Source organism: Nostoc sp. DedVER02 (genome assembly GCF_034530675.2).
In the GTDB taxonomy this organism is placed as follows: Bacteria; Cyanobacteriota; Cyanobacteriia; order Cyanobacteriales; family Nostocaceae; genus Nostoc.
Window position 1 is genome coordinate 1 of sequence record NZ_JAVRCP020000048.1, and the last position, 21767, is coordinate 21767.

The window sequence follows — 21767 nt, forward strand, 5'->3', positions numbered from 1 at the left end:
GACGCGATAAATCGCCGTTTTTAGAAGACGCGATAAATCGCCGTCTCTACAAGTGTTTTGGTTTTATCTGAATTGTTAATTACTTCGTAAATATGGGTGTTTGGTTTACCGTCGGACGTGCTTTCTTTCTGTCAGATGTGCGCGTTCCACCAGCCATCCCATACTCATCACTATTTTTGCCATAGCGAGATGCAACACTCAGTAGCATCTGCTCGGAATAACTATTTAACTCGCGTTCTGCGTCTAATAATGCATTCTGTGTTTTTTCTACTATGGCTCGTGCTTGATTGTAGGCGGCTAGTTTCTCTCGTATTTCCAGAATTTTAGTGTTGTAACTAGCTATTGATAACTCATTGTCAAAGCTTAACTCAGGATTTATCATCTGCATTCCTTCAATCCGTCGTTCAGCTTTGGTGAGTGCAAGGGAGTTGCGTTTGCGTTGCGCCATAAAGTTTTCCTGTTTGGATTTTCAACGGAATTATTGAGATATCATTACAATACACAACCAGCAAATGTATCAGCCTGAGTGAAGTTACAGAATTTTAAAAGCATGAGAATTTGCAAACTGGATATACAGCGTTTTTTAGGTAAATGAAGTACACGGGTAGGGGCACGGCATTGCCGTGCCCTTACAATAATCTGTACCTCACGCCTGTTGCAATCTGCCGTATACAAGTATGTTTGCTGAAATAAATTAATAAAAACAAGTTTATGAATTGTGAAGGTAAAATACAAGTCAGGAACTTAATTTGCAATTCAAAAACTTAATTTGCGATTCAAAAACTTAATTTGCGAGTCAGAAACTTAATTTGCGATTCAAAAACTTAATTTGCGAGTCAGAAACTTAATTTTGGAACCCCAACTTATATTTATTCTGACTCCTGTTAGCGGATAGCTAAGGTTTAGCCTATTCTGACTTCTGAATTCTTCTTCAAAAAGTACCTTAAAAGGGCTACTTAAAATGCATCCGACGAGCAAAGCAGAAAAGCCTTACAAATATCAAATCGGAGGGAGTCTGCAAATTGATGCTCCGTGCTATGTGCAGCGACAAGCCGATAAAGATTTTTATGATGCACTCAAGGCTGGAGAATTTTGTTATGTCTTCAACTCGCGGCAGATGGGTAAGTCAAGTTTGCGAGTGCAAACAATGCGTAAATTACAAGCAGACAATATTGTTTGTGGTGTTATTGATATTACAGCGATTGGGAGTCAGGATATCACTGCATCTGAGTGGTATTTGGGTGTGCTACGGAGATTAGCACGTAGTTTTATTCCCAAATTCAAAGTATTGAGTTGGTGGAGCCATCGCGCTGAATTATCACCAGTGCAGCGTTTGAGTGAGTTTATTGAGTCGGTGCTACTGGCAGAAGTCTCTGAAAATATGGTGATTTTTGTAGACGAAATTGATAGCATTCTCAAATTAAACTTCAAGGATGATTTTTTAGCTTTGATTCGAGCTTGCTATAACAAACGAGCCGACAATCCAGCTTATCAGCGTCTTACTTTTGCACTGCTAGGGGTGACTACTCCCTATGATTTGATTCAAGACAAACACCGAACACCTTTTAATATTGGTCGAGCAATTGAACTAAACGGCTTTCAATGGCACGAAGCTCAACCATTAGTTGAGGGATTAGTGGGTATTGTCAATCCTCAAATAGTGTTGCGAGAAATTTTAGCTTGGAGTGGCGGTCAACCTTTTTTGACTCAGAAGCTTTGCCAGTTAATTGTTACATCTTCCTCTGCTATTCCAGTAGAGGGGGAAGCAGCGTATGTTGAGAAACTGGTACATTCTCAAGTAATTGAAAACTGGGAATCTCAAGATGAACCAGAACATCTCAGGACGATTCGCGATCGCATTTTGAAAAGCGAACGGCATACTAGACAATTGCTGCGGCTTTATCAGCAAATTTTGCAAACAGGCCAAATCACAGCAAATAGCAGTCCTGAGCAAATGGAATTACGGCTCTCAGGATTAGTAGTCAAGCAGCAGGGTTTCTTAAAAGTCTATAACCGCATTTATGCTGCTGTTTTTAATCAAAATTGGGTTGATAAAGCTTTATTTAGTTCACAATCGCTAGCAACACCGCAAACATTACCTCGTCAGCGCTCTTTTCGGATGCTGATGTTGGCTGTGGTTGTCACAACCTCAATAATGGGAGTGCGTCATCTTGGATTATTACAACCTTTGGAGCTAAAGGCTTTTGACCAACTGCTGCGGCTGCGTCCTAGCGAACAACCAGATCGCCGTCTTTTAGTAGTTGCGATCGCTGAAGATGATTTTAAGCTTCCAGAACAGCAAGACAGAAAAGGATCGCTCTCAGATCGCGCATTAGCTCTAATTGTTCAGAAACTCGAAAAATTCAAACCACGAGCCATTGGCTTAGATATTTATCGTGATTTCCCTGTAGATGCCAAGGAAACAGCTTTAGCTGCTTGGATGCGGCATAGCGATCGCTTTATTGCTATTTGCAAAGTTAGCGAACCGACAATTAATGAACCAGGCGTTTCACCCCCTCCAGAAATTCCTACAGAACGTCAAGGCTTTAGCGATTTTGTTCAAGATACAGATGGTATTATCCGCCGCCATCTGCTCGCTATGCAACCAAGCGAGTCATCCCTTTGTACTACACCCTACGCTTTCAGCGCTCAATTGGCATTTCGTTATTTAGAAGCAGAAGGTATTTATGCCAAATACACCAAAACAAAGGATTTACAGATTGGTCAAGTTGTGTTTAGGCGGTTGCGATCGCATTTTGGTGGCTATCAAAAAATGGATGACTGGGGCTATCAAATATTGCTAAATTACCGTTCCTCTGACTCTCCCTTAAAGGCTGTGGAGCAAATTACCTTAAAAGATTTGCTCAGGGGTGCGATCGATCCGAATATGGTGAAAAATCGGATTGTACTTATTGGGATTACTAACCAAAGCGCCGGTGATTATTTTTCCACACCTTACACTAGCGATCGCAAGCAGGAAATACCTGGAGTGATAATTCATGCTCAAATGGTGAGTCAAATTCTCAGTGCAGTTTTAGATGGGCGCACCCTGTTGTGGGTTTGGCCTGTTTGGGGTGAGGCTGTGTGGGTTTTTTTCTGGTCTGTTTTTGCAGGAATATTGGCATGGCGCATTCCTCATTCCTTGATTTTAGGAATAGCCGGAGTTGCTGTAATTGGCGCTATATCGGCAATTAGCTTTTTTTTGCTGCTGGAAGGTATTTGGATACCGCTCATTCCGGCCGCGATCGTTCTGGTCGTGACAGGCAGCATTGTAAGACTAATTCGTAATTCGTAATTCGTAATTAATAAAGCCAGGTTGGAAGGAATAATTTCCGTAAAGACTTTTCATTTTTTTGAAGAGATAAATAGCTTTTATTAATTTGCCGATAATAATATTTATCTTAAAATTTGAAAATTAGACAGTTGTCAATAAAAGTATTTATAGATTTCAAGTTTTTACTGAAATAAAGGTAGTTTTCCTATAGAAAATCCTAATTTTACAAACAAAGGCTATGAATTCAACCAGTAAACTCATATTGAATATATTTTTATGAATTACAAATTACGAAGTATTAAACTTGCCTTTGCGATCGCTTTGCTATCACTTTCCTCGATACCAGTGCAAGCACAGCCGATAAAATCTGAAGTTTTCACATCACCAATATTTAACGCGCCTCCCCCACCAGGCGATATTAAAGCACCTGGTAATCGCGTTGGGGGAGGAAAGCGCGGCTGTGGAAATATAAACAAGCAACTTACTACATCAAAACAAAAAGAACTAACAGCGTTAGTTCCGGTTTATCAGCTTCCAAATGCGGAATTAGTCTTGGGATTAACGACTACCTCCCATCCAACTTTCTGGTTTTACGTTCCTGATGTAACCACAGTTTCGGCTGATTTCGTATTACAGAATGAAGCTGAGGAGACTATATACCAAAGTCCTGTTTCACTGTCTGGGACACCAGGAGTTATTAGCCTTTCTCTACCATCAAAAGTTCCCCCGTTAGAAGTTGGCAAGCGCTATCATTGGTACTTCAATATTTACTGTAATCAAGAACAATCACCTATTTTTGTGAGTGGTTGGATTAAAAGGATTGAACTCAACCCAGTTCTAAAAAGTCAGCTAGAAAAAGCAACACTAAAACAGCGCGTCACTCTTTATGCCACCAATGGTATTTGGTACGAATCCCTGACTGCTTCAGCCGAACTTCGCCGTATAGATCCAAAACATGCTGATTGGACTAGGATATTGCAAGCTGTAAATTTGAGTGATATTGCTTCAGAACCGATAGTAGACTGCTGCCGATAAGGAGCATCTCAGTAACAATTCCCAATTCCCAATTCCCAATTCCAACTAAAAACCTAATTTCTCCAACACTGGCTTAGTAGAAACAACATGGCGTTCTAAACCCAGTTCTTTTGGACTAACCCCAAGTGCTAAAGCAATCAACTGGGGTAAATGCAACACTGGTAAACCTAACTTTTGCCCAATAACTTTTTCTACCTCTGGCTGACGCGAGTCTAAATTTAAGTGGCACAGAGGACAAGGTGTAACTATACAGTCAGCACCAGATGTCAAAGCGTCTTGAATATGCATCCCCGCCATTTTGAAAGATTGGGTAGTGGCATAGCTAGCAAGGGGCCAACCGCAACATTGTGTCCGGCCTCGATAATAAATTGGTGTTGCACCCACCGCCCGAAACATATTTTCCATCGCTTCTGGTTGAAACGGATCGTCATAAGGCATGGATTTTTGGGCGCGGAGGAGATAGCAGCCATAAAAAGCCGCACATTTTAATCCAGTTAACTTCTGGGTGACACGTTTGGTAATTTCCTCTAAACCGTAATCTGTCACCAAGGCGTAAAGGAGATGTTTAACGTCAGTACTACCGCGATAAGGCGAACAACCTTCTTTATGCAGCAAGCCATTAACCTGTTCAATATAGGTAGGGTCAGAAGTCTTACATTCTTTCAGGTGTTCGTTAACATGACCAATAACACCTTGACAAGTACTGCAATGGGTAAGTAAGGGCAAATTTAATTCTTCTGCTAAAGCAATATTTCTGGCGTTAACTGTATCTTCTAGAAGTTGAGAATCTTCTTTAAATGTGCCAGAACCACAGCAAGCAGCTTTTTTAAGTTCAACCAATTCAATACCCAGTGCTTGAGTAAGGGCTTGAGTTGACTGGTAAAGTTCCCGACAGGCCCCTTGAGCAACACAACCAGGAAAGTAAGCGTATTTGAGTTTGAATGTCTGAGATAGCATAGAGGTATATTTGGGTTAGAGCGATCGCTCTAAACAATAACTGTTTTATTACTCCTTGTTAGCACCAAAGTCATGATGTTTGCCGTTGAGCGACTCTTTAACCGTCTAGGTTCAAAGCCGTAGCGTCTACATATTCTGATTGCTAGCAAGGTTGTCAATACCACTCAAGACATTGTAAAAAAATTTAGCAGGAATTAGCCAACTGAAGCATTTATACGGTATTGGCAATGGCGTAGCCCGCTCCCCTACTCAACTGTTCCTAAAAAATTTATCTATTTTTTTGAGGAACGAGCAGGGTTTTCTAACAGAAAAACCCTTGGTAGTATACGGGCGATCGCGCTTGACGATAAGATGTATATGCTCAAAACAATGTTTCCCGTAAAGAGCAGAACCTAGCAACTGGTTAAGGACTTTTAGTATTTATGAGCCAAACGGAACTTTTTGATAAGGTCAAGAAAATCGTCGCCGAACAACTGAGTGTTGAAGATGACACCAAAATCACTCCCCAGTCCAAATTTATGGAAGATTTAGGAGCAGATTCCTTGGATACCGTTGAACTGGTGATGGCTTTGGAAGAAGAATTTGATATCGAAATTCCTGACGAAGCTGCCGAACAGATTGTATCGGTTCAAGACGCAGTGGATTACATCAATAATAAAGTTACCGCATCAGCTTAAAAAAGTTTTGAGTTTTCATTCAGATGGCAATGCCATGCCTCCTCTGGGCGTTTATGGCAAAAACCACTGTTTTAACTTTTCACTGAGTGCTGAGAGACGCGATTAATCGCGTCTGTACAGGGTTTAGGAGTTAGAGTTTTAGGAGGCAATTTGGAGTTTTCTCCATTTTTAGGTGCTTCCAAAACTCAGAACTCAGGACGGGCTAAACCCCCGTTAACGCTAACAGAACTCAGCACTGTTTAATGCCTGCTGCTTTTTCGCCACCTTTAACTGAATCATGACAGATCATACACGTAAACGCGTTGTTGTAACCGGTGTTGGCGCGATTACACCTATAGGTAATACAGCAACAGAATATTGGGATGGATTATTGAGTGGACGTAATGGCATTGACCACATCACATTTTTTGATGCGTCTGGCCATGATTGCCGCATTGCTGGTGAGGTAAAAAACTTCGATCCACACGATTACTTAGAGCGCAAAGAAGCCAAGCGGATGGATCGGTTTGCCCAATTTGGGGTTGCGGCAGCAAAACAGGCTCTAGCTAACGCGCAGTTAGTTATTAATGAACTGAATGCAGAACAGGTAGGTGTCATGATCGGTTCTGGCGTTGGCGGCATTAAGGTATTAGAAGACCAGCAAACTATCTACCTCAACCGTGGGCCCGATCGCTGTAGTCCATTCATGATACCGATGATGATCGCTAATATGGCAGCAGGATTAACGGCAATTCACACGGGTGCTAAAGGGCCAAATTCCTGTCCTGTAACTGCCTGCGCTGCTGGCTCTAACGCTGTAGGCGATGCTTTTCGCTTAATTCAAGGGGGATATGCCCAGGCGATGATTTGCGGCGGAACAGAGGCAGCTGTGACACCATTATCGATGGCTGGGTTTGCCGCTTGCAAAGCCCTCTCTTTTAGTAATGACGATCCGGCTCATGCTTGCCGTCCTTTCGATCGCGATCGCAATGGATTTATCTTGGGTGAAGGTTCAGGAATTTTAATTCTAGAAGAACTCCAACACGCCCTAAGTCGCGGCGCTCATATTTATGCTGAAATGATCGGCTATGGTATGACCTGTGACGCATACCATATCACTTCCCCCGTCCCTGGTGGACTAGGTGCAGCCAGAGCCATAGAACTAGCGCTAAAAGATGCCGGTATAACACCTGAACAGATTAGCTACATTAATGCCCACGGCACTAGTACCCCAGCTAATGATTCAACTGAAACCTCAGCCATCAAAAAAGCCTTGGGAGAACATGCTTATAAGGTGGCAATTAGCTCAACTAAATCGATGACAGGTCATTTATTAGGCGGTTCTGGAGGTATTGAAGCAGTAGCAACAGTACTGGCGATCGCTAATGACCAAATTCCACCGACAATCAATCTAGAAAATCCCGATCCTGAGTGTGATTTAGATTACGTGCCTAACTACAGCCGCGCTCAAAAAGTCGAGATAGCAATATCCAATTCTTTTGGGTTTGGCGGTCATAATGTCACACTGGCCTTTAAGAAATACGTCTAAAAGAAGGCAGGGGGCAGGGGGCAGGGAGCAGGGGGCAGGGAGCAGGGGGCAGGGAGCAGGGAGCAGGGGGACAAGGAGAATAACTATTCCCAATTCCCAATTCCCAATTCCCAATTCCCAATTCCCAATTCCCAATTCCCAATGCCCCATGCCCCATGCCCAAAGTATCATAGATATCATTCCGATATAAGTTAAGCGTTCAACATGACCCATTTATCAGCTTGATTTATCACCAGAAACTCAGGAGATCCCGCTTGTCCATCGACAAGCGGGAATGGGATGATGAGGATATTGTGGGGAATCTAAAATAACCCCAGCAAAAGAAGCTACGAAGAGTGCTAACCCGTCGTTAAAAACAAGAGATTATGACTGTTGCAACCCAATCCGCCAAAGAATTGTCCCTGGAAGAACTTTGTATTAACTCGATCCGCTTCTTGGCTGTTGATGCCGTAGAAAAGGCAAAATCGGGACACCCAGGACTGCCAATGGGCGCGGCTCCAATGGCTTTTGTCCTCTGGGATCGCTTTATGAAGTTTAATCCCAAGAATCCCAAATGGTTTAACCGCGATCGCTTTGTCTTGTCTGCCGGTCATGGCTCGATGTTGCAGTACGCCCTACTGTACCTCGCAGGCTACGATAGCGTCACCATCGAAGATATCAAACAATTCCGTCAATGGGGTTCTAAAACACCCGGACACCCAGAAAACTTTGAAACCCCAGGCGTTGAAGTCACAACTGGCCCCTTGGGTCAAGGAATCGCCAATGGAGTCGGTTTAGCGATCGCCGAAGCGCACCTTGCCGCTAAATACAACAAAGCCGATACCAAGATTGTTGACCATTACACCTACGTAATTTTAGGTGACGGTTGCAATATGGAAGGTATTTCTGGTGAAGCTGCTTCTTTTGCGGGACATTTGGGATTAGGCAAACTCATCGCTCTGTATGACGACAACCACATTTCCATCGACGGTTCCACAGATGTGGCATTCACCGAAGATGTTTCCAAGCGTTTTGAAGCTTACGGTTGGCACGTTCTGCACGTCCAAGATGGTAACACTGATTTAGAAGCGATCGCCAAAGCAATTGAAGAAGCTAAATCTGTCACCGATAAACCATCAATGATTAAGGTGACAACCACCATCGGTTATGGTTCTCCCAATAAAGCAAACACTGCTGGCGTTCATGGTGCTGCTTTGGGTGGAGATGAAATAGCATTGACTCGGAAAAATTTGGGTTGGGAATACGAACCTTTCGTAGTACCCGAAGAAGCTCTCAACCACACACGTAAAGCAGTTGAGCGTGGTGCAGGTTACGAAGAGGAATGGAACAAAACATTTGCCGACTACAAAGCTAAATATGCCCAAGAAGCGGCTGAATTTGAACGCTACCTAAGCGGCAAGCTGCCCGACGGTTGGGATAAAGTACTACCCACCTACACCCCAGAAGACAAAGGATTGCCCACTCGCAAACACTCAGAAACCTGCCTCAACAAACTAGCAGCAGTTTTACCTGAATTGATTGGTGGTTCGGCTGACTTAACCCACTCCAACTTGACCGAAATCAAGGGTAAAGGCGACTTCCAAAAAGGACACTACGAAAACCCCAACATCCACTTTGGTGTCCGGGAACATGGTATGGGCGCAATCTGTAATGGTATAGCCCTGCACAGTTCGGGATTAATCCCCTACGGTGCAACCTTCTTAATCTTCACAGATTATATGCGTGCTGCCATCCGCTTATCCGCGCTTTCCCAAGCTGGCGTGCTTTGGGTGATGACTCACGACTCAATTGGACAAGGTGAAGACGGGCCAACACACCAACCCATTGAAACTCTGGCTTCCTTACGAGCCATTCCTAACTTATTAGTGTTTCGTCCCGCAGACGGTAATGAAACCTCTGGCGCTTATAAAATAGCGATCGAAAAAGCGAAGCAAAACGCTCCATCTTTGTTGGCGTTCACTCGTCAAAACGTCCCCAATTTGGCAGGTACATCAGTTGAGGGCGTAGCGAAAGGTGGATACACCGTGGTAGATAGCGAAGGTACACCTGAGATTATCTTGATTGGTACTGGTTCAGAATTGAGCCTCGCCGTTGGCGCAGCCGAAAAACTTAAAGCAGAAGGCAAGAAAGTTCGTGTTGTTTCGCTACCTTCATGGGAACTGTTTGAAGCACAAGATGCGGCTTATAAAGAGTCTGTTCTACCGAAAGCTGTTACCAAGCGTTTGTCTGTAGAAGCTGCTAGCAGTTTCGGTTGGCATAAATACGTAGGTACTGAAGGCGATACAGTTAGTATCGATCGCTTTGGTGCTTCGGCTCCAGGTGGTGTTTGTTTAGAGAAGTTTGGCTTTAGCGTTGATAATGTTTTAGCTAAAGCTAAACAATTGTTAGGTTAATAGCAACAAAATATTCTCAAAATTTAGTGAGGTGGGCATCTTGCCCGCCTTTTTTTATTGCACAGGAGAATTGTTTATAATTTCGTTATTCAAATTGCAGTAAGAGCGTCTTGATAACAATTTGAACTATACAACTCTATTTACCTTCTTGTTTTTCAGGAGATTTATCTGATGAAATTAGTCCAAAAGCTTGGTATTGCTACTGCTAGTGCTGCTATAGGTATCACTAGTATCGGCACATCTTCTGCGGCACAAGCTGTACAATTATTTGATTTTCAGTACTCTTTTCCCAGTTATGAAGCAAATGGTACAGGGATTTCTGCTAGCGGCATCCTCACCACTACTGATTTAGATCCTATAAAAAACAATTACACAATTACAGGAATCACTGGGACAAGGAAAGTCGAAGGCATTACCGAGACAATCATTGGGCTACTTTCTCCAGGTACATACGGAATCAACGATAATCTTTTAAATGCAAGTACTCCGCTATTAACCCAGAACGGTTTTTCCTACCTGGTTTCTGGAAGCGGGGAAGACGGAAATGGCAATGTTAACGTATTTTACAGTAGTTTCAATGAAGGTTATTCAGAGTTTTCAAGCGACGTAGATTATGGCAGCTTTAGTGTAACACCACGTCCTGTTCCCGAACCTTACACAGTAGTTGGCTCATTGCTTGCTCTTAGTTTTGGCTGGTGGACAAAGCGAAAACAAGCAGTAGCTTCCCAGAAGTATGAGAAACAATTTTAACCTTAACTGAACTCTATTGTTGTAGTTGGGACTTCCAAATAAAAAAATATTCAACTATTTATTTCTTGGAAATCCCTAACATTCAAATATCAGCCGTAGCTTTATTAGAAACTTCCAGGATTATCATCAAGTGCTAGCAAGAAATTAATTAGGTCTGCTTGCTGCTTGGAATTAAACCCAGCCTGTCTATCTACGTAAAAGTCATGACCCGTGCCATCAAGGTTACTACGCACTAAAGCAGGGTTAGCTTTGTTAGCTTTCACAACTAAGGTACGAAGATCGCGATCAACTAAAGCACGTAAGCTGCTAGCAGCATCGGCAGGTATACCTTGACTTAGAGTACCAGAAAGCCCTAAGCCATTCTTGTTAACAACCGTGAAACTACCATTTGAGTCAACAGCCAGACTTCCTGCCTGTACTGCTGCACCACCATCGTGCAAATATGGTGCGCTTAAATAAAGACCACGTAACGTACTAGTTTTGTAACCGCCTTTCGGCAATATCCCTTTGGGTAGAGTTGTGGGACTATCTGAAATACCTTCTGTTGGTACGTCCAGCACTTCAGCACTAGCAGGTATGGGAACAGGAGTATTAAAAGTGTATAGCTTGGGTGGTACTAACAAATTATTTAACCCCAAGCGAGACTGGGCACGGGCTGAATTAGTACGAATTTCATCAATTGGATGAATTTTGTTGTCAGTGAAGAAGGGTGGAATATGGCAAGTTGCACAATTGGCCTTCTCAAATATTTTTGCGCCACGCTTAACAGAATTACTATTTAACGCTTGCCAGTTCTCTGAAGTCTGGTTGGCAGGTGGTACTAAGCTATTTTGAAAAGCAGACATAGCGTTGTCAGCAAATAGGAAAGTACCACTAGCAATATCATTGGGCTTTTGAGTATTTGGGCTGAAAATTAAACCGTTGTAAGTAAATAAACTGGGACGCAAGTTTGGGTAAGTTCCTGTGCCAGGGGCAGAAATTTGGTCTTCTAATTCTGCTTGTGTAGGATTCGGTGCGATCGCTCCCCGCAACCACTGTGAGGGTTGTACTGGAAGTCCTTCTGGTAAACGTAGGCTGGGAACGGCAGCATTTTGCAGTAATGTACCAATATAAACTTCTGGGTCAATGCCAAGGGTTTCTGCACTGATTTGAGCGGCTGCGAACAGATTGATTTCCGAGGAGTGAACAGCGTTGTTAACAGCGCTGAGTCCCGCAAAGGGGCCCACAGCAAATTGTCCATCAGCTAAATAAGGATGATCTTGAAACGTGAAGACACTAGGGATTTGAGTAGTGTTTCTAATACCATCGGGAGAACTCTCAAAATTACCGAAAGGTACATCTAAAACAGCATCGTCAAAGGCTTTTTCAAACTTTTCAGGATCGGGTAATTCTACTTTATTGCCTTTACTGTCAATAATCGTCTTCCCATTGCCTTTATATTGTGGGTCTAGAGGGTTAAAGTTTAATCGGGCAAACCCCGCAGCTGTATTTGGTGATAAAGCAATCAAAAGCGGAATGGCAAGTTCACTATTGGGCACTCCCGCAAGAATTTTACCCTTATTAGAAAGGGTTGCATGACAGATTGCACAAGTAATGTCGCCGTTAGGTGCGCTTCCTACTACAACAACTTGTCCCTGTTCAACTTTGAGACCTGTAGGAATAACAGTCCCTTTGGGAAAAGTTCTACTACCTATAGTTAAATCCTTCTGGAGGGTAATTTTTAGGTTTGTTGTTGATTGTCCATACAAATTAGCGATCGCTGCACCTATCTCATCTGATAGAACATTGAAGCCTTGTCCAAAACCAAATACCCCTTGTAAACCAAATGTGTCGCCAATCTTGCGGTTCAAGAATATATTTTCACCTTGGGCAATTAATTCTTGAGTAATTTTAACTGCACCTACCCGTTGATAGGAAATAGGGTCATTAGGATCAAGTCCCTTATTTGCAACTACTCCTGCTGCTTCTTGAGGGCTAAGTACTTTCCCAAAGTAGTTGTAATAGCCTAGCGGTTGAGTAGGAGCAGGTTCCAAAAAGTCAATTTTTGCGAAAGCTGTCTGGCTTGTCATCAACCAATTTGATAACAAAATACCAAAAACACTAATGATAAAAACGCTGATTAATAAGAATATCTTGTTTTTTGAAGTATAAAATACCCTAACTACACCAGTCTTAGGGTTGTTTTTTTTTGTTTCATAGCGAACAATCCACTAAAAGCTTACAAGTAGATATACCACACTATTACGTAAATATATGTAATAGTGTGTTTAAGTTTTTTATCAATTTAATAGTTGGATTAGTTGATTATACTTAATATACCTACAAAGCCTTAACTCTATATTGAATCTAAAAGCTTGTCTTCCATGCCTCTAGGCATTTTTTAATTTGTTGAATTCAAATTAAATTTAATGAATTCTTTCTCTAAGTAATTGTTCTTCTAAAGCAGCGATGCGATTATATGCTGCTGTTAATTGCGCTGTCAGTCGTTGTATTTGAATTTCTGGTGTTATGTTATCTCCACTTTGACGATGCATGTCTAGATAAATACCATCTGTCAATACATCCTTATGTTCCATTTCTGGATTCAAACTTATACGTCTGATATGATAGCCTCCAGCCGCGCCGTTTTCCTGATAATTATCCTTTGCTTGTGTATTCGCTAAAGAACACTCTGAGAAAGCTTGAGTGACTTTAATATCAAGTTGATCGATCACTTGGCAGAGGGCATCCAGTTTTTCGCTTAAAGTCAGGATCTGCTGCTGTAATGGCTCCATTTAATACCCTGTATCCGTACATTTTCTCTATGTTATTCAATTTATCCCCAACCTTAACTATATTTATGGATTATTTAAGTATTGATAATTTTTGGTGCAATTGTGACATTTAAATGATTACTTCCAAATACAAGTAAATCTTGATTACAAGTCGTACTCAGTAAATTTATAGAGAAAAATTCATTTTTAGGCATTGATTTGCTTAAAAAATCGCTATTTTGAGTCAAATATTCAAAATTTTCGGTATTATCAAGCAAAAATACAGATGATTTTGCAACTCCACTTTTTCAGATAGTCAGCCTCTGGTAAATCCTGCTTAATATTAGGTATAATCAAAAATCTCAAATCCAAAATCAATGGATCGACGGTCTTTTTTGTTAGGTACAAGCACACTGGTACTTTCACAACTGCTTTTTGGCTGTAGTGGAAACAAGCAGACTCAACTAAAAGTACAGTTATTAAAAGGTTCTATACCTGGTCAGGTGGTGAATCAGTTCCACAAAGGTTTACAGCAACAGATACAGTTAAAGTTTGCCCCAGTTGAGCAGATACAAGATTTATTTCAGCAATTACAGAATTGGCAGCAAAAATCAAAATCTAGTGATGAACAAGGATGGAGTCGTTTTATACCCTTTAGGCAAGGTCAAAAAACGGCTGATGCAGACCTCATAACATTGGGAGATTATTGGTTAAAAGCAGCTATTGAGCAGAAACTCATTCAACCACTCCAAGAAGTACAGGGAAATGAATTAAAGCAATGGACTGCTTTAGATGAAAAGTGGAAAAAATTAGTAGCGCGCAACGACCAAGGTAACTTGGATACTCAAGGAAAAGTTTGGGGTGCGCCTTATCGGTGGGGTAGCACGGTAATTGTGTATAACCGTGACAAGTTGCAATCTTTAGGTTGGACACCCAAAGATTGGAGTGATTTGTGGCGAGATGGAATTCAGCAGCGTATTTCTCTACTTAATCAACCACGAGAAGTTATTGGTCTGGTCTTAAAGAAGCTAGGAAAATCTTACAATACGGAAAATATTGACCAAGTAGCAGATTTGGAAAAGGAATTACAGACATTAAACCAACAGGTGAGGTTTTACAGTTCCAATAACTACTTAGAACCTCTAATTATGGGAGACACTTGGCTAGCAGTTGGTTGGTCAAGCGATGTACTGCAAATTTTGGGGCGTTATCCACAACTTGGCGCAGTTATCCCCCAGTCAGGGACAGCAATGTGGGCGGACTTATGGGTACGCCCCGCAGGTATTACTAAGAATACTTTATCAGATCAATGGATTGATTTTTGTTGGCAACCAAGTATAGCTAAACAAATTTCAGTGTTGACTAAAAGTAATTCGCCAATTTCTACAAATATTACTACTTCTGACATTCAAGAACCATTACGGAGTCTGTTACAAAGCGATCGCCAAGTTTTCGATAAAAGTGAGTTTTTGCTTCCCTTACCGCCATCAGCAATCAAACAATACGAATCTTTATTTGCCAAAATTAAGGTTTAATTGGGAATTGGGAATTGGGAATTGGGAATTGGGAATTGGGAATTTAAATTTTTCCATCTGGCTCATCTCCTTCAATTCCTAATTCCTAACTCTTAACTATTTACTAGAATAAACCCTGTAAACCTATCTTGTTCTTAACATTGGTTTGAATACTACATAAAGCTGGACTTATACTAAAGTTGCAAGTGTAAGTTGCTAAGGGTTCTTTTTGATAGTTAAATACCCGAACATTGTAACCAAAGTTTCGTGCTGCGCTACCCAAGCGATTTACGAAGTCGTAGCGTTCTATATACTCTAGTAAGCTCCAAATTTGCTGATTCACAATCAAGTCTACTCGTGCAGGTTCTTTGCTAGAAGCTGGATATGCTATCCAATTATCTAGTAGCTTTTTCTCAGAGTTTTGTTGTGCCCACCATAAACTCGGAACGGTTAATCCTTCTGGATGAATGGTGTTAGCTGTGATTATATAGTCTTTTGGTTTGGTCAATAACTCTAGTTCTAAAGGCGCACTAGAAGGCGACGGTATTGGAGGTGTTTGTGCTAGTGAGGACGATGGTACTAGTAAAGTAGCGAGGGCAATGCTTAGTAGTAATGAAAATGATATTTGGCGATGGCTATGCCAAGGCCAAGGGCGATCGCACAATTTACGTATATGCATAGCTGATACTAATTCGTAATTAACTAACTAGTAAAAATTCGCACAATTTATAGTTTTATGGCAACGATGCGAATTCTTCGATAGTCTGCTGTCCAACTTCCTTGTTGATAAAGTGTTGGCTTGAGATATTCCTCTACGACGCGAATTAGCTGTATTTGTTGCTCCCTAGACAGTCCTGCTAAAAAAGAACTAGCAAACATCCCAATCCAGTTGGACATACCTGCTTCTCCTTCTGCTAAAGGAGTTGGACGAGCAAAAAGCATGGCATGAATCACATCGAAGCCTTGTTGTTCTAGGAGGCTGGCGTACTCGCCGATACTAGGGAAATACCAAGGATTTAGGGCTTGTGCAGGGATATTAATTGCTTCTAAAGCACTTTCCAAAGCTCTGGCGATCGCTTGCACATTTCCCTTACCACCAAATTCTGCCACAAAACGACCTCCAGGTTTTAAAGATTGATGTATGGAAGCGATCGCACTATCTGCTTCTTTCACCCAATGTAGTACAGCGTTGGAAAACACAGCATCCAATGGCTTATCTACTTGAAAGTTCCTAGCATCAGCAACATCAAAACGGATATAGGGATAATTTTGTCTGGCCTTTTCGATCATCGCAGGTGCAAAATCAACTCCCATGACTTCAGCACCAGCTTGGGCAATTTTTTCTGTGAGTTGTCCAGTCCCACAACCTAGATCCAGAATGGATTCTCTTGGCTGGGGGTTAAGGAATTTTAGTAAGTCCTCACCATACTGCCAGACAAAGGCGTGTTTATCTTGGTAAAGAGCAGCATCCCAAGAATTTTTAGGTATTGAAAGATTATTCATAAGTAGTGAAATTACAGTGTGTTGATTTACGGATTCATCACCGCCTAATTATCACAGTAGAAAAGATTTTTAATTATGTCCAATATATATTTTCACTTTAACTAATATTTTAAAGATATGAGTTTATGTAACAGATGGAACTACGACATTTGCGCTACTTTGTCACCTTGGCCGAAGAATTGCACTTTGGACGGGCGGCAGAACGATTACACATTGCCCAGCCTCCCCTAAGTCAACAAATTCGACAGCTAGAGAGGGAATTGGGTTTTGAACTGTTTCATCGCACAAAACGAAATGTGCAGTTAACAGAAGCGGGGCAGGTATTTCTGGGTGAAGTTCAGCAAATTATGAGGCAATTACAACAGGCAATCCAAGTTGGGCAGCAAACTAGTCGGGGCGAAATTGGACAGTTGGTTGTTGGCTTTGTCAGTTCTGCGGCGTATAATATTTTGCCTACTATTTTGCGAACTTTTCGTAGTTACGTTCCTGGTGTGAGCATTGAGTTGCATGAACTGACTACAGATCAACAGTTAGAGTGGTTACGAGAAGGTCGTATGGATGTAGGATTCCTGCGTCCACCTGTTGAAGAAAATAGATTTAGTTGCGAAACAATTTTTCAAGAGTCGCTGATGGTGGCACTACCTGAAGCGCATTTGCTAGCGAGTCAATCTAATGTGTGTTTGACATCCCTTGCCAATGAACCGTTTATTTTATTTCCCAGGATATTAGCACCAGGACTTTATGATTTAATCATTAGTGTTTGCCAGCAAGCAGGCTTTAGTCCCAAAGTTGCTCAAGAAGCTATCCAGATGCAAACGATTGTCAGTCTAGTAGCAGCTAAGATGGGTGTAGCGATCGTGCCAGCATCTTTGCAAAATTTGCAACGGATTGGGGTAGTTTATAAAACTGTACAAGAACCTACCCCAAAAGTTAGCATTGCAATGATTTGGCGAAAAAGCGAGACATCCCCAACTGTGCAGAAGCTTGTGGAGATAGTTATACAAGTTGCCCAGGAGTGTTGAAGGTGGTGACTTGCAATAATTATTATCGCAATGCAGACACTCCCATTGGGCCACGAGTTACGCCCAATTGATTTTGCAGTTTCAACTCACGCCAGAGTTGGGAACCTGTAATTTCACCCTGCAATAATTGACGATAGCGATGTATTATTTTAGTCACTTGATCTGGGGTTTCATTCACAAACTCAATGCGAAAGTGATGTAATCCTAGTTCTATGAGACGCTGTACATACTCGGCTCCGGTTTGAGCAGTGCCGTTAAATACAGTATTGCGACAACCTACATCTGCTTTGAGGACATGTTCGCTACCAACGCGATCGCGCAATTTCACTTCCTGCTTTTCACAAGGTCGTCCACAGTTAGTGTAGTCTGTACCTGTCGATAGAAAGGCACAAAATACACAATGTTCCATGTGAAACATCGGTATATGTTGATGGATTGTCACCTCAAACCACTGGGGTGGGCAACTGGTGAGTAGGTCTTGTAGTTGGGTAATGTTCAGGTCGTAGGATGCCGTCAACCTTTCTAAACCAAAGTGTTGCTGAAAGTAGTCTGCTGTTAAGGGATTAGCAACGTTGAGCGAAAAATCTCCAATACAACGGTCTTGAGCAAAGAATTGCAATTGGTCATAGTTGCGTATTAGATAGCCATCTGCTTCTGAAGCACGGACTTGCTGCAAAATCCAATTTTCCCCAGGTTTGGTAATTCTGAGAGGTGCAACCCAAATTGTAGGGAGTGAGGATTGTTGCCTTTGTTTATGTACTAGCTGCACGGCTTCTCGGTAGGCGCGGGGGTCTTCAAATTCACAGTACAGGGTTTCAATACCAGCTTTCAGGGCAGCTTGGAGTTGCTTGAGGTTTCGTACCAAGACTATGAGTGAAGGAGATAAAGGAGATAAGGGAGATGAGGAGGGTAGTAGGTCTTGGAAAGAGACTTTAGAACGTAATTGCCAACGTTTGGGTTGACTTCGCAATTCTTCCAACTGTGCTACGATTTCCCGCCGCATCCGGTTTAATTCACTGACGGGTAGCATAAAAGTACCACTGAGGTGGTTGGTTAGCGTTCCCAAACAGAAAGGTGTGTTACCGAGACGACCGAATTGTTCTTGTAAACGGTCTGTATTTAGGGGTTTTGTGTGTGCCTCCACCAGGGAAATTGCAGACTCTACTTGGACAATATTACCGAGTCGATCGCGGGCGATCGCAATCAACGTCTGACCAACTTCTCCATAAACCTCCACATCAATGGGACGCTGAAATTGGGGATTTTCACCTGCAAAACTTTGACGCAGTTGCTTATCGAGTTCTGGATCGCTGGTTTTCCAAATGCGATCGCCTATATGCACTCGGCGCAGGTTCAAGTCATTTCGCCCAAAGGTCAACATGGTTTCTTTACCTTTGGACACCACAGCATAAACCCGGCCGCCTTCTTCCTTCGCCTCTGGATGACCGCAGTCAAACACAATTCCATCTCCCGGTTTTACAGGCGCTTCTAGTTTGACTGTTACCTGTTCGTTGTGAATGCGGCTGACTTCACCCAAATAAACCCCACGTTTTTTACCAAAGCGGGCGTGAACTAATTCTTGATTATTAATCCCGCCAAACCAACCCGTGTAGAGTCCGCGAGAAAATGCCATCTCTAGGTTGTAGTGTTCTTGGTCTGTTTGACCTCTCACCTTCTCCGAAACGGGAGCTTTTTTTCCCCCTTCCTCGGTAGAGAAGAAAGGTCTTTCCAATTCCGTCATTACACTATCCAAAGCTTGCCGATAAACACGGGTGACATTGGCAACATACTCTGGGGCTTTCAAACGACCTTCAATTTTAAGAGAAGTTACTCCTGATTTCACCAAATCGGGCAAAACATCTAACCCTGCTAAGTCTTGAGGACTGAGTAAATATTTGCGATCTTTCAAATTTACAACTTCCCCATCAGCGATTAAATCGTAAGGCATCCGGCAAGCTTGGGCACATTCACCTCGGTTAGCAGAACGTCCGCCTAAAGCCTCGCTAGTCAAACACTGACCGGAATACGCCACACACAAAGCGCCGTGAACAAAGACTTCCAAGGGCAGTGAAGTTTCTTGTTGGGCAATCTGCTGCTGAATTTTATTGATTTCCTGAAGAGAACATTCACGCGCCAGCACTACCAATTGACAGCCGAGGGACTTGGCAAATTCCACACCCGCCGCACTGGTGATCGTCATTTGGGTGGAAGCATGGATGGGGAAATCGGGCGAGAGGTGACGAATGAGACGACAAATTCCTACATCTTGAACAATCACTGCATCCACACCTGCGGCAATAATTGTGCGGAGATATTGCTGTGCTTCTGCTAGTTCTTTGGGAAATATTAGTGTGTTGACAGTAACATAACCTTTTACGCCGCGACGATGTAGAAATGTCATCAATTGGGGTAAGTCGGCCTCCGTAAAATTTTCTGCCCGCATTCTGGCGTTGAAGCGATCCAAACCGAAGTAAATCGCATCTGCCCCATTTTCCACAGCAGCTTTAGCACACTCCCAATTACCTGCTGGCGCAAGTAGTTCAGGGCGTTGAAGGGAGGGTTGGGAGAAAGGGCGATCGCTTTTCATCAGATTTAGGGAAGGTTAACTAGCACCATAGTGATTTTATCGAAGTTATTGGGGGATGGTGCGATCGCTATCTCCTCCTTAGCAATTTAATTCCTTTTCAGAGAGGGCAAAAACGGATGTGATGCTTAAAATAAATATTGTATATACATTAAACCTCTGGTTCAATTGTCATGTTGAACGGAGCGAAACATCTGGTGAGATTCGTCTCTCCACTGCGTTCTGCTCAGAATGACATTCCTGATTTTTTTACTTTTGCAAGAGGTCTATGACAGGGACAAATGCTATCACCTTATCCCAAGGAAATACCGCTAAATTGTTGGAATAAACTGGTAGCGTAAGAATCGGTCATGCCAGAGATATAGTCTGTAATTCTAAGAATTTTATTATAGGTATCTTCGTCCGAATTCGGGTGATATTCTTTGGGAAGCATATGATAGATTAACTTTGCTTTTTTGCTGTCATGCAGCATAGCATTTACAAAGTCAGAAAATAGTTTTCCTAAAACTTCATAACCAGCTATTTGGATATTAACGACATTACGATGCTCGAAAACAGATGTTCGAGTCATCTTGCCAATTTCTTCTAAATCATTTCCATAACGGCTTCGGGATAACAAATCTTCATCAAACTCTCCAGAAAGTATTTCTTGCTCATTTGCAAAGAAAATATCAGTAGCCTGCCCTATGAGATTATGGATAGCTTTAGCACGCAAGCGCTTAACTTTTTCTACATCGCTTTCATCATATTTATTAATATCAATTTCTGCAATTTTATTAAGCAAATATGTAGTTTTTTCAAATGAGATGTAACCCATGCGATGAGCGTCTTCTACATCAACGATTGAGTAGCAAATGTCATCTGCTGCTTCAACAAGAAAAGCAAGCGGGTGTCGAGACCACCATGCTGCATTGCTATGACAGCGAATTAGTCCAACTGTTTCTGCTACTTCAGCAAATAAATCTTTTTCTGCCTGAAAGAAACCATATTTTTTAACACTTCTACCTGAGTAACCATTTAAGGTAGATTCTGATAGGAATGATTCTCTAGGGTACTTTGTGAAAGCAGCTAAAGTTGGGCAGGTAAGTTGCATTCCCCCTTTTTGAGGACGCATTTCAAGCTTAGTTAGAATACGAAAACCCTGTGCATTGCCCTCAAATGAGTCAAAGTCAGCTTTTTGAGATTTGCTGAGAAGTTCTTCTCCTACATGGTTAACAGTGTTGTACCAGGATTCAAACCCTGTACGGATAGCATCTTCTCCAGAATGGCCGAACGGAGGATTACCGATATCATGAGCTAGACAAGCAGCAGAGACAATATCACCAAAGTCTGAAGCACTGAACCCATAGTCATTAAGCTTGTGTGTGTCTACAATTTTCTCACCCACAATCCTACCAAGGGATCGACCGACGCAGGAAACTTCCAGGCTGTGAATTAGACGAGTACGAATGTAATCATTTGTAGACAACGAAAAAACCTGAGTTTTATCTTTGAGGCGACGAAAAGGTGAGGAAAATACGAGGCGATCATAGTCTCTCAAAAAAGGAGTGCGATCAAACTGGGGATTTTCTGGTTCAGTCTTGCCAAGTCTTTTTGGTGTCAGAAGTTTCTTCCAATCCATCATTGCTGTGATTCTCTGAAAGTAGGTTAGACAATGCCCCCTAGCTATAAGCAATGGGCAATGCCACATTGTAACTCTACTTATCAGATAGCAAAAATTTATCCTCTGGCATAAAAGCAATTTAAGTAATAACCGCACTTTCTATTACTCAACTTC

General features: G+C 42.1%; 16 protein-coding genes. 8 read left to right on the top strand and 8 right to left on the bottom strand.

Features of this window, described 5'->3' with window-relative positions:
• Positions 1 to 79: 79 nt before the first annotated feature.
• Positions 80 to 448 (bottom strand): hypothetical protein, encoded by a 369-nt coding sequence (locus RMZ41_RS28380; protein WP_322641481.1) that lies wholly within the window; start codon positions 446 to 448, stop codon positions 80 to 82.
• A gap of 513 nt (positions 449 to 961) precedes the next feature.
• Between RMZ41_RS28380 and RMZ41_RS28385 the strand changes: the two genes are divergently transcribed.
• Both RMZ41_RS28385 and RMZ41_RS28390 read left to right on the top strand, forming a co-directional pair.
• Positions 962 to 3295: a CHASE2 domain-containing protein gene (locus tag RMZ41_RS28385; protein ID WP_322641482.1), complete on the top strand. Its 2334-nt coding sequence runs from the start codon at positions 962 to 964 to the stop codon at positions 3293 to 3295.
• 255 nt (positions 3296 to 3550) lie between these two features.
• Complete coding sequence (locus tag RMZ41_RS28390; protein WP_322641483.1) at positions 3551 to 4309, top strand: DUF928 domain-containing protein; 759 nt, start codon at positions 3551 to 3553, stop codon at positions 4307 to 4309.
• Positions 4310 to 4354: 45 nt separating this feature from the next.
• Here RMZ41_RS28390 and RMZ41_RS28395 read toward each other — a convergent pair whose 3' ends face one another.
• A complete protein-coding gene (locus tag RMZ41_RS28395; RefSeq protein ID WP_322641484.1) occupies positions 4355 to 5266 on the bottom strand; it encodes a CoB--CoM heterodisulfide reductase iron-sulfur subunit B family protein in 912 nt (303 codons plus the stop codon).
• Between the two features lie 422 nt (positions 5267 to 5688).
• On the opposite strand from RMZ41_RS28395, the gene acpP reads away from it, so the two are divergent.
• The 4 genes from acpP (at position 5689) to RMZ41_RS28415 (ending at position 10614) form a co-directional block, all read left to right on the top strand.
• Positions 5689 to 5943, top strand: coding sequence for an acyl carrier protein (gene acpP / locus RMZ41_RS28400; protein ID WP_322641485.1), 255 nt, complete (start codon positions 5689 to 5691; stop codon positions 5941 to 5943).
• 277 nt (positions 5944 to 6220) lie between these two features.
• Positions 6221 to 7471, top strand: a complete 1251-nt coding sequence (gene fabF, locus RMZ41_RS28405) for a beta-ketoacyl-ACP synthase II (RefSeq protein ID WP_322641486.1) — start codon at positions 6221 to 6223, stop codon at positions 7469 to 7471.
• Positions 7472 to 7836: 365 nt separating this feature from the next.
• Positions 7837 to 9864, top strand: a complete 2028-nt coding sequence (gene tkt, locus RMZ41_RS28410) for a transketolase (protein ID WP_322641584.1) — start codon at positions 7837 to 7839, stop codon at positions 9862 to 9864.
• A 171-nt stretch (positions 9865 to 10035) separates the two neighbouring features.
• A complete protein-coding gene (locus RMZ41_RS28415) occupies positions 10036 to 10614 on the top strand; it encodes a PEP-CTERM sorting domain-containing protein (RefSeq protein WP_322641585.1) in 579 nt (192 codons plus the stop codon).
• 104 nt (positions 10615 to 10718) lie between these two features.
• On the opposite strand, the gene RMZ41_RS28420 is transcribed toward RMZ41_RS28415, so the two are convergent.
• Positions 10719 to 12683 (bottom strand): di-heme oxidoredictase family protein, encoded by a 1965-nt coding sequence (locus RMZ41_RS28420; protein WP_322641586.1) that lies wholly within the window; start codon positions 12681 to 12683, stop codon positions 10719 to 10721.
• A gap of 336 nt (positions 12684 to 13019) precedes the next feature.
• Positions 13020 to 13388 (bottom strand): hypothetical protein, encoded by a 369-nt coding sequence (locus RMZ41_RS28425; protein WP_322641587.1) that lies wholly within the window; start codon positions 13386 to 13388, stop codon positions 13020 to 13022.
• A 356-nt stretch (positions 13389 to 13744) separates the two neighbouring features.
• Between RMZ41_RS28425 and RMZ41_RS28430 the strand changes: the two genes are divergently transcribed.
• Positions 13745 to 14902 carry an extracellular solute-binding protein gene (locus tag RMZ41_RS28430; RefSeq protein ID WP_322641588.1) on the top strand — a complete coding sequence of 386 codons (1158 nt, stop codon included), beginning with the start codon at positions 13745 to 13747 and terminating at the stop codon, positions 14900 to 14902.
• Positions 14903 to 15005: 103 nt separating this feature from the next.
• On the opposite strand, the gene RMZ41_RS28435 is transcribed toward RMZ41_RS28430, so the two are convergent.
• Positions 15006 to 15560: a hypothetical protein gene (locus RMZ41_RS28435; RefSeq protein WP_322641589.1), complete on the bottom strand. Its 555-nt coding sequence runs from the start codon at positions 15558 to 15560 to the stop codon at positions 15006 to 15008.
• 47 nt (positions 15561 to 15607) lie between these two features.
• Positions 15608 to 16384 (bottom strand): class I SAM-dependent methyltransferase, encoded by a 777-nt coding sequence (locus RMZ41_RS28440; RefSeq protein WP_322641590.1) that lies wholly within the window; start codon positions 16382 to 16384, stop codon positions 15608 to 15610.
• A 134-nt stretch (positions 16385 to 16518) separates the two neighbouring features.
• Here RMZ41_RS28440 and RMZ41_RS28445 point away from each other — a divergent pair, with 134 nt between their 5' ends.
• Positions 16519 to 17406 carry a LysR family transcriptional regulator gene (locus tag RMZ41_RS28445; RefSeq protein ID WP_322641591.1) on the top strand — a complete coding sequence of 296 codons (888 nt, stop codon included), beginning with the start codon at positions 16519 to 16521 and terminating at the stop codon, positions 17404 to 17406.
• Between the two features lie 22 nt (positions 17407 to 17428).
• On the opposite strand, the gene RMZ41_RS28450 is transcribed toward RMZ41_RS28445, so the two are convergent.
• Both RMZ41_RS28450 and RMZ41_RS28455 read right to left on the bottom strand, forming a co-directional pair.
• Positions 17429 to 19993 carry a U32 family peptidase gene (locus RMZ41_RS28450; RefSeq protein WP_322641592.1) on the bottom strand — a complete coding sequence of 855 codons (2565 nt, stop codon included), beginning with the start codon at positions 19991 to 19993 and terminating at the stop codon, positions 17429 to 17431.
• A 289-nt stretch (positions 19994 to 20282) separates the two neighbouring features.
• Positions 20283 to 21614, bottom strand: a complete 1332-nt coding sequence (locus RMZ41_RS28455; RefSeq protein WP_322641593.1) for a deoxyguanosinetriphosphate triphosphohydrolase — start codon at positions 21612 to 21614, stop codon at positions 20283 to 20285.
• Positions 21615 to 21767: the final 153 nt, after the last annotated feature.